General features: G+C 47.7%; 10 protein-coding genes and 1 tRNA gene. 5 read left to right on the top strand and 6 right to left on the bottom strand.

All coding sequences use genetic code 11. The features are described from left to right. Positions 1–73, bottom strand: a tRNA-Gly gene (locus OGH69_RS10260). A gap of 270 nt (positions 74–343) precedes the next feature. Here OGH69_RS10260 and OGH69_RS10255 point away from each other — a divergent pair. After that, the gene (locus OGH69_RS10255) at positions 344–1,921 is read left to right on the top strand and encodes a L,D-transpeptidase family protein (protein ID WP_265174375.1); all 1,578 of its coding nucleotides are present in this window, start codon (positions 344–346) and stop codon (positions 1,919–1,921) included. Here OGH69_RS10255 and OGH69_RS10250 read toward each other — a convergent pair. Next, positions 1,904–2,611 carry a murein L,D-transpeptidase catalytic domain family protein gene (locus tag OGH69_RS10250; protein WP_265174374.1) on the bottom strand — a complete coding sequence of 236 codons (708 nt, stop codon included), beginning with the start codon at positions 2,609–2,611 and terminating at the stop codon, positions 1,904–1,906. The two genes, OGH69_RS10255 and OGH69_RS10250, sit on opposite strands and share 18 nt — an antisense overlap. Before the next feature lie 339 nt (positions 2,612–2,950). On the opposite strand from OGH69_RS10250, the gene gpmI reads away from it, so the two are divergent. Further along, a complete protein-coding gene (gene gpmI, locus OGH69_RS10245) occupies positions 2,951–4,471 on the top strand; it encodes a 2,3-bisphosphoglycerate-independent phosphoglycerate mutase (RefSeq protein WP_265174373.1) in 1,521 nt (506 codons plus the stop codon). Between the two features lie 578 nt (positions 4,472–5,049). Here the strand turns inward: gpmI and OGH69_RS10240 are convergent. The 4 genes from OGH69_RS10240 to OGH69_RS10225 form a co-directional block, all read right to left on the bottom strand. Then, on the bottom strand, positions 5,050–5,817 hold the full coding sequence (locus OGH69_RS10240; RefSeq protein WP_265174372.1) for a class I SAM-dependent methyltransferase: 768 nt from the start codon (positions 5,815–5,817) through the stop codon (positions 5,050–5,052). Between the two features lie 40 nt (positions 5,818–5,857). Further along, positions 5,858–6,265: a GxxExxY protein gene (locus tag OGH69_RS10235; protein WP_265174371.1), complete on the bottom strand. Its 408-nt coding sequence runs from the start codon at positions 6,263–6,265 to the stop codon at positions 5,858–5,860. A gap of 116 nt (positions 6,266–6,381) precedes the next feature. Further along, positions 6,382–7,200, bottom strand: a complete 819-nt coding sequence (gene map, locus OGH69_RS10230) for a type I methionyl aminopeptidase (protein WP_265174370.1) — start codon at positions 7,198–7,200, stop codon at positions 6,382–6,384. A gap of 138 nt (positions 7,201–7,338) precedes the next feature. Further along, a complete protein-coding gene (locus OGH69_RS10225) occupies positions 7,339–10,146 on the bottom strand; it encodes a M16 family metallopeptidase (protein ID WP_265174369.1) in 2,808 nt (935 codons plus the stop codon). A 171-nt stretch (positions 10,147–10,317) separates the two neighbouring features. On the opposite strand from OGH69_RS10225, the gene OGH69_RS10220 reads away from it, so the two are divergent. The 3 genes from OGH69_RS10220 (at position 10,318) to pruA (ending at position 13,812) form a co-directional block, all read left to right on the top strand. Beyond that, positions 10,318–11,583, top strand: a complete 1,266-nt coding sequence (locus OGH69_RS10220; RefSeq protein ID WP_265174368.1) for a type IX secretion system plug protein — start codon at positions 10,318–10,320, stop codon at positions 11,581–11,583. Positions 11,584–11,689: 106 nt separating this feature from the next. After that, entirely contained in the window at positions 11,690–12,076 is a 387-nt protein-coding gene (gene apaG, locus OGH69_RS10215; protein ID WP_265174367.1) for a Co2+/Mg2+ efflux protein ApaG, read from the top strand. A gap of 110 nt (positions 12,077–12,186) precedes the next feature. Beyond that, positions 12,187–13,812, top strand: coding sequence for an L-glutamate gamma-semialdehyde dehydrogenase (pruA, locus tag OGH69_RS10210; RefSeq protein ID WP_265174366.1), 1,626 nt, complete (start codon positions 12,187–12,189; stop codon positions 13,810–13,812). Positions 13,813–13,943: the final 131 nt, after the last annotated feature.

Here is a 13,943-nt window from a genome sequence, read left to right as displayed (position 1 = left end):
AGCGGAAGACGAGGCTCGAACTCGCGACAACCAGCTTGGAAGGCTGGAGCTCTACCAACTGAGCTACTTCCGCTTTTGTGGGTGCAAATATAAGGAATAACTTTTCTTCAATGCAAGTTTTTTGGTGAAAAAATCTAACCATATCTCATTTCAGGCTGTTATCCTTTTGTACAGAAAACAGTTAGCCTTAAATAATTTTATCTGAAAGCAATTTTAGCAGTGAGGTAAACTTTTGTTATAAAAAACTATGCAGGCATAATTATTTAACAAAATAATTAACCCCTAACCCACTCATTTCCAGCAAACGTTTTCGTAACTTTATTACAAGCAAACGCAAACACAAATGCTGAGAGCTGTTTCCATAGCGCTGTTGGTACTTTTCCTCTTCCCTGCCTGTAAAAATGCAAGGAAGGAAAACTTTCCTGTAAAGGCGGCAAGCACAGCCTACCTTAAAAACACCCCCATTGCCATTGATGCCGGCCTGTTGGAAAAATCTTCCGAAGCCGTAAAGGAATTTTACGCGTCCCACGAGCTGAAAACCATCTGGACCACGCCCGACAACCGAAAAAAACTCATCACCGCGATAAAGGATACCGCATCGGACGGGCTGCAGCCTGAAGATTACAGCCTCAACACCCTTGAGCAATTTGAAGCGCTGGACATCATCAGCAAGGAAGACTGCATGCGCTATGACATCCTGCTTACGGAATCATTCAGCAAGCTGGCTACCCATCTCTTTAAAGGGAAGCTGCTGCCCGGCACCGTATACCACGACTGGGCACTGGCCCCAAAAACACTTGACACCAACACCCTGCTGGCGGAAGTTTTGGAGAAAGGCAATATGAGTGAAGTCATGGGCCGCTGCCGCCCGAAACACGCCGTATATGGCGGGCTGCGCAAAAGCCTGGCTTACCTGGACAGCCTTCCCGATGACGCTAAACTGGAAAAGATTGAAGCAGGAACGACATTAAAAGTAAACGACTCGAGTGCTGTTGTCGCGATAGTAAAAAAACGCCTGGCCTATTGGGGCGACCTCAAAGAGGCCACTGGCGGGGTATATGATAAAGCGACTGCCAAAGCCGTAAAGAAATTCCAGCAGCGCCACGGGCTGGCCGCCACCGGCATCGTAGACCCCAAAACAGCCGAAGCCCTGAACATTACCCGTAACGACAGGAGGAACCAGGTCATTGCCAACCTGGAGCGCTGGCGGTGGTTCCCGTATGATTTCGGCAAGCGCGCCATCATCGTGAACATACCCACCTACCAACTGGCTGTCGTAGAAAATAACAGGGACACCATCGACACCTACAAAGTGATCGTCGGGAAGCCCGACAGGAGGTCGCCTGTGCTCTATTCGGCCATCAACCAGCTCACCATCAACCCTACGTGGACCATCCCTCCCACCTACCTCAAAAAAGACCTTGTGCCGGCCGCACGCAAGGATACGGCACACTTTGCCCACCTCAACCTGAAGATATTCTACAAAAATGAGGAGATACCGGTATCGGAATGGGATTCGCTGAAAGCCGACCATTATGTATATGTGCAGAGTCCCGGCAGCCACAACTCGCTGGGGCGGATAAAGTTCAATTTCAGGAACGGGTTTTATGTGTACCTGCACGATACCAACCACCGGGAGTATTTCAGCAAAGGCTACCGGGCGCTGAGCTCAGGCTGCATCCGCGTGGAAGACCCCTTCAGGCTTGCAGGGTATGTACTGGAAGATGATAAGGCCACTGACCGAAAAAAGCTGGATGAAATGGTAGAGGAAGGCGAAACCCAATATGTAGCCCTAAAAAAAACCACCCCTATCCACCAGCTGTACTGGACCGCCTGGATGGATCGGGATGGATTGCAGTTTCGCAATGATATTTATAACCTTGACAAAGTGCTTTACGACAAATTACGAAAGAAGTCGTGATGCCGCAGCATAGCTTTGCGACGGGTGGTAGATGAACAGGCACGACTTGCCTTTTATCAGGTTTATTATTTCTTTATTCAGGCCGTTAGGAAGCGCGGGGCAGCCAAGGCTCCTGCCTATCCTGTGGTGCTGCTTTGCAAATCCTTCGTTTACATAGTCGGCGGCATGCATTACAACTGCCCTGCTTCGGGCATTGTTATTGATGCCCTTTTCAAGGCCGTCAAGCCTTAGCGATTCGCCATGCTTGCCCATGTATATTTCGCCTGTGGCATAAAAGCCAAGGCTGCTGCAGTTGGAGTTGGCCGCGTTGGAAAAGTTGGTCGCAAATTCATCGCCGCTGTTCCTGCCGTGTGCCACAAGGGTATTGTACACCACGGTTTGCGTAGCCATGTCGATGATCCAAAGCCTTTTTGCTGTAGAAGATAGACTGAAGTCGATAACGGTAAGGAGATTTTTCTTAATCTTACCCTCTTCCTTAAGCTTATTGAAGCCGTTAAGAGCTGTTGAGAAGCAATCATAAGCCGGCACAGAAGCAGAATGTAATTTGATGCTGTTGTACAACATTTCTGCTGCCGAAATGGTACTTACTTCGTTTGAAGCCAGTAAATCCGGAGTTTTTTCGTGTTTTGGCGTTGTTGCTGTAATTGTAAAGAACAAAAAGAAAACGGACGTAAAAAAGTTGTAAACCATTGTAATTTTAGTAGTTGTGTGTTTTTAACAGGCCGCTAAAATAAGTTAAAGAAATTTAAACAAAAAATAGCAACGGTGTTAAAATCAATTATTTAACATTTTCATTCGGCAGGTACGCTACAACATACTGTGCCTTTCACTTTCATGGATAATCCTACACTATAACGGGTGCGCTTTGGCTCATATTGCCCGACTACAAAAATTTTTATAATTTTTTCTGCAAACGGTATAAAGCTGGACCCTTGATGTCAAACGTGCCTAAATATGTAGTAAATTTATGCCGCGTTTACGGACATCTATTATTCCAAAACCGTGCCAAAAACATCTAATCGTTTGAAAATGAACAAAAAAGTTATCTTAATGATACTCGATGGCTGGGGCAAATCGCCCGACCCGAAAGTATCAGCCATCGACAATGCCAACACCCCATTCATTGACAGCCTTTACAAAAATTATCCTAATGCCTCCCTCCGCACCGACGGCCTGAACGTTGGCCTTCCGGAAGGACAGATGGGCAACAGCGAGGTGGGGCACATGAACCTGGGCGCCGGCCGCATCGTATACCAGGACCTTGTGAAAATCAACCTGGCAGTGCAAAACAACACCCTGGCACAGGAGCAGCCGCTCGTGGATGCCTTCAACTATGCAAAGGAGCACAACAAGAAAGTACACCTGCTGGGCCTTGTGTCCAATGGCGGGGTGCACTCGCATATCGACCACCTGAAAGGACTGGTGGATGCCACGCAGCAGGCCGGGGTTGAGAATGTATTCGTGCATGCGTTTACCGATGGCAGGGACGTTGACCCGAAATCGGGTGTGTTCTTCATTTCCGACCTTGAGAACCACCTCAAAAATACAAAGGCAAAACTGGCCTCGATAGTTGGCCGCTACTACGCGATGGACCGCGACAAGCGCTGGGAGCGCGTAAAGCTGGCGTACGACCTGCTGGTAAATGGCGTAGGCCATCCGTCAACCAATGCGGTAGACAGTATACATGAGAGCTACAATGAGGGCATTACCGATGAGTTCATCAAGCCTATCGTGATGACCGATGATGCCGGCAACCCATTGGCTACAATCCGGGAGGACGACGTGGTGATCTTCTTTAACTTCCGTACCGACCGCGGCAGGCAGCTTACAGAGGTGCTTTCGCAATACGACATCCACGAGCAGAACATGCACAAGCTGAAGCTGTATTATGTGACCATGACCAACTACGATGACAACTTTAAAGGCATCCATGTAGTATACGATAAAGACAACCTGACCGAAACCCTGGGCGAAGTGGTAGCGCGCAACGGCAAAAAGCAGATACGCATTGCCGAGACCGAGAAGTACCCGCACGTGACGTTCTTCTTCTCCGGTGGCCGCGAAGAGCCTTTTGATGGCGAAAAGCGCCTGCTGTGCCCATCGCCAAAGGTAGCTACCTATGACCTGCAGCCGGAAATGAGCGCCTTCGACCTGAAGGATGCCCTGGTACCCGAACTGAAAAAAGGCGAGGTGGATTTTGTATGCCTTAATTTTGCCAACGGCGACATGGTGGGCCACACCGGTGTCATGGAAGCCGCCATCAAGGCTTGTGAAGCGGTTGATGCCTGCGCTAAGGAAGTTATAGAGACGGCCCTTGAAAACGGCTACACCACCATAGTGATCGCCGACCACGGCAACTGCGAAACGATGATCAACCCGGACGGCAGCCCGAACACGGCGCACACCACCAACCCGGTGCCGATCATTTTAGTAGATAAAGAGCTGAAGCACGTGAAGGACGGCATACTGGGCGACATTGCCCCTACCATCCTCGACCTTATGGGATTGCAGCAGCCCGAAGCCATGACGAGGCATTCGTTGGTTTCGTAACGAGGTGCTGAGGTGCTTAGATAAAGAAAGAGGCTATCCGTTCATCCGGGAATAGCCTCTTTTATTTTGTTGTGAGATTTCTCCTAACGTCGAAACCTAACGAAGTGGTTCAGCGAAGCTAAATGGAAGAGCGTGTTTTCCATTTCGAACGGAGCTTGCGGAGTGAGAAATCTCTAACCAATTGCCTTTTACCAGACAGTCTCTTTTATTTCTCGTAAAGTGTGTTTTATTTGAGATTTCTCCTAACGTCGAAATGGAAAACACGCTCTTCCATTTCGAACGCAGTGCAACGAAGAGAGAAATCTCTAACCAATTGCCTTTCTACCAGACAGTCTCTTATTTCTCGTAAAGTGCTATATTTGAGATTTCTCCTGCCGTCGAAATGGAAAAAACGCCCTTCCATTTCGAACGCAGTGCAACGAAGAGAGAAATCTCTAACGAATTGCCTTTCTACCAGACAGTCTCTTATTTCTCGTAAAAATGTTTTATTTGAGATTTCTCTTAAGGTCGAAATGGAACAGTGTGCTTCCATTTCGAACGGAGCTTGCGGAGAGAGAAATCTTTAAATCCTACCCTTTCTAATCCTTATAACAAACCGGGATGATCTCGCCTTTGGCAAGGCAGTAGCGCTCTACATCTTCCGGTGATAGCTTTTTGGTATAATCCTCCTCCACTACCCTGAAGCCGATGCTGCGCAGCTTGTCAAAATAATCGCGCCCATACACCCTTACGTGGTCGTACTGCCCGAATATCCTGGCGCGCTCCTTTGGGTCGGTAATCAAGTCGTCCTCAAACGTCGTTTCCCTGCTTAAATCCTGCGGTATCTGGAAGATGCCCATCCCGCCGGGCTTCATCACGCGGTACAGTTCCTGCATGGCTTTGGTATCGTCCGGGATATGCTCCAGCACGTGGTTGCACAAAATCAGGTCATAGGCATTGTCCTCAAACGGCAGGTTGCAGATGTCGGCCTTCACATCGGCCAGCGGCGAATAGAGGTCGGTTGTGGTATAATCCAGGTTCTTTTGGCCACGGAACAGCTTGTAAAAGGCCTGTTCGGGGGCAAAATGGAGTACTTTTTTGGGTGCAGTAAAAAAATCCGTCTCGTTGTTCAGGTACAGCCACAGCAGGCGGTGCCTTTCCAAAGACAGAGTACTGGGCGACAGGACATTATTACGCTGGTGGCCGTAACCGTAAGGCAGGAAGTTTTTAAAGCTCTTCCCGTCAATGGGGTCGGTGTACCTGCTTCCCTTTAAGGCTAATGCCAATACCGGCCTGACCACATAGCTAAGGCGTATGAGCACCGGGCGGGGTATGGTGTTAAGTATGAATTTGAATATTTTTTTCATTTTATATTTGGGCTATATACCGCAGAGATTCGCGGAGTTTTTAGTTTACCATCCCTGGATGGGAGTCCTCTGAGACGCTGTTAACATATCGCTTCAAGCCATTCTTTAATATTTTACTGTGAAAATTAATCAATAAACCAATAGGATAATTTCCTAGCTTAAGATATGTTATAAGTTGTGCCTGGTGTATGTCTGTGAGTTCTTCAACTGTTTTGAGTTCTAACACAAGTTTATTCTCCACAACTAAGTCAATCCTATAGCCGTGGTCAATAGTGATGCCTTTATATTTTATTGGAAGTATTTTCTCTCTTTCAACAAATAGTCCGCTATTTTTTATTTCATAGGACAAGCATTCACAATAGGCTGATTCCAAAAGGCCCGGACCTAAAGTTCTGTGAACCTCAATTGCAAGCCCAATTACTTTATGCGTCAATTCATTTATTTCCATGCCTATTATTATCGTTTAAGCACAACCTCTCTGTGACGTCACAATCTTTAGATTGTTAATCTATAATTCTTTGTGAATCTCTGTGCTCACTCTGCGAATCTCTGTGGTACAACTCCTTATATTACCAAAGGTGCCTTCCTGAACTCCTCTTCCTCATTACTCTCAATACCCAATGCTTTATAAATATAAGCGTAGGTTGAAAGCAGCTCAGGCTTGCCGTCTACAAGGGCTACATTGTGCTCAAAGTGGGCGCTTGGCTTGCCATCGCGGGTCACGATCGTCCAGCCGTCTTTCAGGGTACGAACGTTTTTAGTCCCCATATTGATCATCGGCTCAATGGCTACCACCATGCCTTCGACGAAGAGCTTGCCGCGGCCGCGTTTGCCATAGTTGGGCATTTCGGGCGCTTCGTGCATTTTCCTGCCCAGGCCGTGGCCTACCAGCTCGCGCACCACGCCATAACCTTCGGCCTCAGTATAGCGCTGTATGGCGTTGCCCACATCCTCAACGCGGTTGCCCGCCCTGAATTCGCGTATGCCTACATATAATGATTCCTTGGTGATCCTGAGCAGCTTACGGGTAGCCTCGGCTACTTCGCCAATCTCAAACGTATAGGCATGGTCGCCATAGAATTCGTTCATGATGGCGCCGCAGTCTACCGACACCACATCGCCTTCCTGTATCGGGCGGTTATCCGGAAGGCCGTGCACCACCTGCTCATTCACACTGGTAAGCAATGTCGACGGGCATCCGTACAAGCCTTTAAAACCCGGTATGGCACCATTGTCACGGATGAATTCTTCCGCCATGGTGTCAAGCTGCAATGTGGTTACGCCGGGCTTTATTTCAGAGGCGATCATGCCCAGTGTTTTCGATACCATAAGCGCGCTCTGGCGCATCAGCTCAATCTCTTCCCTTGTCTTTTGGATAATCATTGTCAAAAATTTACGGCTACAAAAGTACGATTTTTATACAGATTACCTATCCCATCAAGAACCATCCCGCATCGTAAACAAAAGCACAAAAAAAGCCCCTGCAAAATTGCAGGGGCCTTTCCAATTTAAATCCAAAAATTAATGCTGTTCCGGCATCAGCATACCGATAACCTTGTCTTTGGTCAGGTATTTTTTTGCCACATCCTGCACCTCTTTGGCAGTAAGCGCGTTGATTTTTTCTTCTACCTTAAAGATCTCTTCAGCACTGGTGCCATTAGTGTACGCCCTGGTAAAGTAGCTTAGCCAGTAGTTGTTCTCCTTGATATCTTTTTTATAGTCAAGCAGCTCGCCTTCCTTATATTTGGCAAGGTCTTTTGCTTCAGGCCCATTGTCGATGATCTTTTGCAGTTCCCTCAGGGCAGATTCGGTAAGCTTTTCAGCATTGTCCGGCCCGCACGGGAATGAGATGTTGAAATTATAAGAGCCATTCGGCACTTTGCCCATACTGCCTCGTGCGTTCACGCCATATACGCCGCTTTCGTTCTCCCTCAGCTCTTCAATAAGCTTGATGGTAAGTATCTCACCCAACGCCTGCATAGCAAGGGCTTCTTTTGGAGAGTAGGTCGCATCGCCATAATACATGATGGTCACGTTGCTCTTAGGGTCGGTTCCTTTGTTAACCACTTTTTTGTGTTCGCCCTTCAGCATGCGGTAACCAAGGTCGGTCGCCTTTTCCTTCACGCCTGTCGACGGAAGCGAGGCCAGGTATTTTGCAGAATATTCCTCGATAGCCTTATCATCTATGTTTCCAACAAAGTAGAACTCAAAGTCGCCCGCATTGGCAAAACGCTCTTTGTATTTGTTGTACGCCAGTTGGTAATCGGTTTCGGCCCATGTCTTTTCTGTCGGGATAAAGCCGTTGAAACGCGGGTTATCCTTGTACAGGTAGCCGTAGAATTCCTGCTGGAAATAGTAGGAAGGTTCCGAAGCCATGTTGGCATAAAATGCCGATTGCTTTTGCTTAAAGCCTTCGTAAGCCTCTTTATCAAGGTTCAGGTCGGTAAAATACGCATGCACCATCTGGAACATGTACTCCATGTCCTTCGGCGTAGCGCTTCCGCGGAAACCCTCAGTTACACTGCCAATATATGGCCTTGCGCTGGCCAGCTTGCCGGTCATGAATTTGTTGATATCGTTCAGCTTAAGGCCCGAGAAACCGGCTTCGGCAAGCGCGCCCTGGGCAAACTGCACCTTTTTTATATCGTCATTGCTATACAGGTTGCTCCCGCCAAAGCTAATGCCTTCCATGATTACCTCATCGTTCTTGAAGTCGGTTTTCTTGTAGGTCACTTTTACACCATTGCTCAGGGTAAGCGTAGTAGTGCCCAACTTGTCGTTCTTTTCCTTTTTGGTGATGTTGCCCGCCTTAATGTCTTTCCTCAAAAGGCTGCTGGCTACGGCTACATCTTCATACGCCGTTATGTTCTCACCGCCTTTGTTCAGTACGGCAAGCACTTCGCTTTCAGTTGGTTTTTTCAGGCCGTCTTTTTCAGGCCCGGTAAAGATCACCACCCTGTTGTCATTCTTGATATAATCCTTCACAAGCCCGTTAACATCTGCTAACGATACCTGTGGAAGCATTTTCTGCATGGCGTTGAAGGTCCATTCGATACCCGGTGTAGGTTCTTTAGTAAGGAAGTGGCCCTGGTACTCGCTCACAAAGCGCTCCGACTCTGTTTTATCACGGTCGTTATACGCATTTTCCATCCCTGCAAGCCATTCGGTTTTTGCCCTTTCAAGCTCGCCTTCGGTAAATCCGAATTTCTTCACGCGCTCGTTTTCTTCCACCAAAACCTTAAGCGCATCCAGCTGCTTGTTTTCCTGTGTCATGGCAAACGACTGGTAGGCTTCCTTCGTCCTGGCCCATGTTTCGCCATGGTAGGTGTACCCAAAAGTAAATGGCGGATTGGCCGAGTGCGTAAGCTCCTGCAGCCTGTTGTTGAGCATGGTCGAGAAAAGGCCTTTGGCAATGTACTGCTTAAAGTCGTTGATGGTTACCAGTGTCTTCGGCATGGTGTAGTCCTTATATAGCAGCTGCACCTGTGCGTACGATGCTTCCTTATCGCTTTCTACCGAAACAAAAGTTTCCTTATGGTTAGGCACATCGTATATTTTACGCGGCTTTTCTTTCTTAGGATTTTGGTAAGACCCAAAGTGGTCCTTGATTTTCTTTTCCATTTCGGCTACGTCGATGTCGCCTACCACAATAACCGCCATCAGGTCCGGACGGTACCAGTCCTTATAGAATTTGATTAATTTGTCGTACTTGAAGTTCTCCAGTATTTCTTTTTGCCCAATAGGAAGGCGGTTGGCATAGTGCGACTGGTACATCATCTTCGGCATGAAGCGCTTGGTCATCCTGTCGTCGGCGCCAAGGCCCAGGCGGTACTCTTCCAGCACTACACCGCGCTCCTTGTCAATCTCTTCCGGCGTAAGCACCGCGTTGAAAGCCCAGTCTTCCAATATCTGGAAGCCTTTCTCTACCTTTTCGGGGCTGTCGCTCGGGATTGGGAGGAAGTATACGGTTTCATCAAAGCTGGTATAGGCATTAAGGTGCTGCCCGAATTTTACGCCTATGCTTTGCAGGTAATCCACCAGCGCATTTTTAGGGAAGCGCTTGGTACCGTTAAAGCACATGTGTTCCATAAAGTGGGCGAGCCCCTGCTGGTCGTCCTCTTCAAGAATGGACCCGGCATTGATCACAAGCCTCAGGTCTACCTTGTTTTCCGGTTTGGCATTTTTCCTGATGTAATAGGTAAGGCCGTTCTTTAGTTTCCCTGTCTTTACGGCAGGGTCAAACGGAATGGGGGCGTCTCCCTTTAAATCCTGTGCAAAGCCCGAAAGCGGCACGGCCACGAGAAACATCCATAGTCTGAAATTCTTCATGCGATTGTTGTTTATAAATTGGTAAGGCTTAAAACTACGAAAAAGGGTTTTTATTGTATGTTTTTTAACACACATTCCGACAGAGTGCTTTTTCTGCCGACAAAATCACACCACGGAAGCTTTTATAATATATTTAGTATATTTACGTTCACGAATAAACAAATTTTCACAATGATAAATGCACTTACCCGGTTCTTCGGAGCGGCAGCATTATTTTTTTCACTTACGGTTTTTGCACAGGTACAGCAGGAAATAGCCCCGCCATACAATATAAAAACAGTATCATTTGTACAAAACACCGAGAATGTATTCCCATACTTCAGGCTGGGCGAATCCTTTTCACTTGTATTTGACGACCTGTTCGGGAACGAGGCCAACTATTATTACTCTATCCAGCACTGCAATTACGACTGGACACCGTCGTCGCAGCTTACGGTGAACGACTACCTCCAGGGCTTCGATTCACAACGCATCCAGAATTATGAAAATTCCTTCAACACGCTGCAGATCTATTCGCGCTATACCTTATCCTTCCCAAACAAGTTCACTACCATAAAGCTAAGCGGCAACTACATCATCAGGATACTTAACGAAGACCGCGAGGTGGTATTTTCAAGGCGTGTGATCATTTATGAAGACCAGGTAGCAGTGCCGGTGCAGGTTAAGCGGGCACGTGGCATGGATGCCATCAGCGAAAAGCACAACCTGGATTTCTCGATAAAGACCAATGCATTCGTATTCCAGAGCCCGTTGCAGAATGTGAAGGTAGCGCTGTTCCAGAACGGGCGTTTCGACAATGCCATTTACAACGTGAAGCCACAATATACCATAGCCAACGACCTGATATACAAATACGACAAGGAAACCCAGTTTTGGGCGGGCAATGAGTACCTGTATTTTGAAAATAAGGACATCCGCAATGCCGTGAACAATGTGCTGCGCATTTCGGCGGGTGAAATTTACAGCACCATACTGTATGTAAACGGGGCGAGGGGCAATAACGCGTATACTTTTTATCCCGACATCAACGGCAATTTTGTAACCCGCAACATCAATAACGGCATCACCAACATGTTCCTGGAATCCGACTACACCTGGGTGTTTTTTTCGCTGGATGCCCCGGCATATTTTGGCAAAGACAATATTTACGTAAACGGGATGTTCAATAATTACGCGAAGACCGATGAGTACAAACTGGAGTACAACGAGAAGACCAGGATGTATGAAAAGGCGATCATGATGAAACAGGGCTTCAATAACTACATGTATGTGCTGGCCGACAAGTCGGGAAAAGTAAACGGGAAAGATGCCATAGACGGCAACTTTTACCAGACCGAGAACGTGTACAACATATTTGTATACTACCGTCAGAACAATGAGAGGTACGACAGGGTTATCGGGCGCGGGTCGGCCAATTCTGAAGATATAATTAATTAAGATGCAAATCGTTAAATATTACTCAACTATAATTTAACACCGCCACATTTACAGGCAGGACAATAATTTTTGTAATTTTACAACGCAAGCAGCAAATTCCGGAAGGATGGTATCACAAATAACCAGAGGCATAAAAATATCAGTTAAAACCAGTTTTGAAGGCACCTACTTCAAAAACTACCGCATACAGTTTGCCTTTTCCTACGAAATCACCATTGAGAACCACAGCAAGGATTCCGTACAGCTCAATACGCGCCACTGGGAAATATTCGACTCGCTTAACGACATCGAATTTGTAGACGGCGAGGGTGTAATCGGCAAAAAGCCGGTACTCAAGCCCGGCGAAAAGCACACCTACAGCTCCGGCTGCCTGCTGGCATCGCCATTCGGAGCCATGAGGGGCTATTTCAGCATGGTCAACTTTACCACTACCCGCACCTTTAAGGTTATCGTGCCTACCTTCAGGCTGAGCGCACCGTTTGCTCTAAACTAATCGCTTTTTAAGGAATTCGCACTTTTCATTGCCTTTTTAGCAAATTGGCTATGGATAATTTCTTGTATATTTGCAATACTTAAATTTAATCCTTTAAACTACATACCATTATGCCAAAAGGAATATACAATGTACCGAAGGCCGTAAACGAGCCTGTGAAGTCCTACGCTCCGGGAACCAAAGAGCGCGAGCAGGTACTTGCCACTTTTAAAGAAATGTACAATTCCAATATGGATGTCCCGCTTTACATTGGCAGCGAGCAGATCCGTACGGGTAAGACAAAATCCATAAACCCACCGTTTGACCACCAGAAAACAGTAGGCCAATACCACGAAGCAGAAAAGCACCATATTGAGCAGGCCATTGCCGCCGCGCTTGCCGCGAAGAAAAAATGGGCTGCCATGGCATGGGAACACAGGGCCTCGATATTCCTGAAAGCTGCCGAGCTGCTTGCCGGGCCATACAGGGCAAAAATAAACGCCGCTACCATGATTGCACAGGCCAAGACCGTACACCAGGCGGAGATTGATTCGGCTTGCGAGTTCATCGACTTCCTGCGCTTCAACGTGGAGTTCATGACACAGATTTATGCTGAACAGCCGGTATCGTCTGAAGGCATTTGGAACCGCATGGAGCACCGCCCTCTGGAAGGGTTTGTGTATGCCATCACACCGTTCAACTTTACCGCAATTGCCGGAAACCTTCCTGCCTCACCGGCCCTTATGGGTAACGTTGTGGTTTGGAAACCCAGCGCCGCACAGGTATACAGCGCAAACGTGATCATGGAAGTATTCAAGCTTGCCGGACTTCCGGACGGGGTCATCAACATGGTACACGGCAGCGCTTCGATGATAAGCGATGTGCTTATCTCCAGCCCTGATTTTGCAGGGGTGCACTTTACAGGCTCTACAGGCGTATTCAACGACATTTGGACAAACATCGGTAAAAACATAAGCAAGTATAAAACTTATCCAAGGATCGTGGGCGAAACGGGAGGCAAGGACTTTGTACTGGCGCACCCATCATCCATCCCTGCCGAAGTGGCCACTGCGCTTTCGCGTGGTGCATTCGAATACCAGGGACAAAAATGTTCGGCAGCATCCAGGGCTTATATCCCGCAGTCGATATGGCCTGCGGTTAAGGAGCATTTGTTGAAAGACATGGCGTCCTTTAAAATGGGATCACCGGAAGACCCGTCCAACTTCGTATCGGCCGTAATCCACGAAGCGTCGTTCGACAAACTGGCAAAATACATCGATGAGGCCAAAGCTGCTTCCGATGCCGAGGTTATAGCCGGTGGCGGTTACGACAAGTCGAAAGGCTGGTTCATTGAGCCAACCGTTATCGTGACAACCAATAAAAAATATGAGACTCTTTGTACCGAACTCTTCGGGCCTGTACTGACCATATATGTGTATGAAGACAGCCAGTGGGAAGAAACCCTGAAGCTGGTTGATGAAACCTCTCCATACGCACTTACAGGGGCTATTTTCAGCCAGGACCGCTATGCCATTGAGGAAGCTACCAAAGCACTGGAGAACAGCGCGGGCAACTTCTACATCAACGACAAGCCTACGGGCGCCGTTGTAGGCCAGCAGCCATTTGGTGGCGCAAGGGCATCGGGTACCAACGACAAGGCCGGATCGGTACTGAACCTGCTGCGTTGGGTTTCGCCAAGGACCATCAAGGAAACCTTCGTTCCGCCAACAGATTACAGGTATCCGTTCTTAGGATAATCAGCATTTTATATAAACGAAAAGTTCCCGCCAAAACGGGAACTTTTTTGTTGTTATGGATGTAGGGACGCAGTGCCTGCGCCTGGCATGATATTTAAATTTCCCAGATGCAGGCACTGCATCTCTACATA

This window comes from Flavobacterium sp. MFBS3-15, assembly GCF_026107645.2.
In the GTDB taxonomy this organism is placed as follows: domain Bacteria; phylum Bacteroidota; class Bacteroidia; order Flavobacteriales; family Flavobacteriaceae; genus Flavobacterium.
Note: the sequence above shows the minus strand (reverse complement) of the source record. Positions and strands in the feature narration are given on the sequence as shown.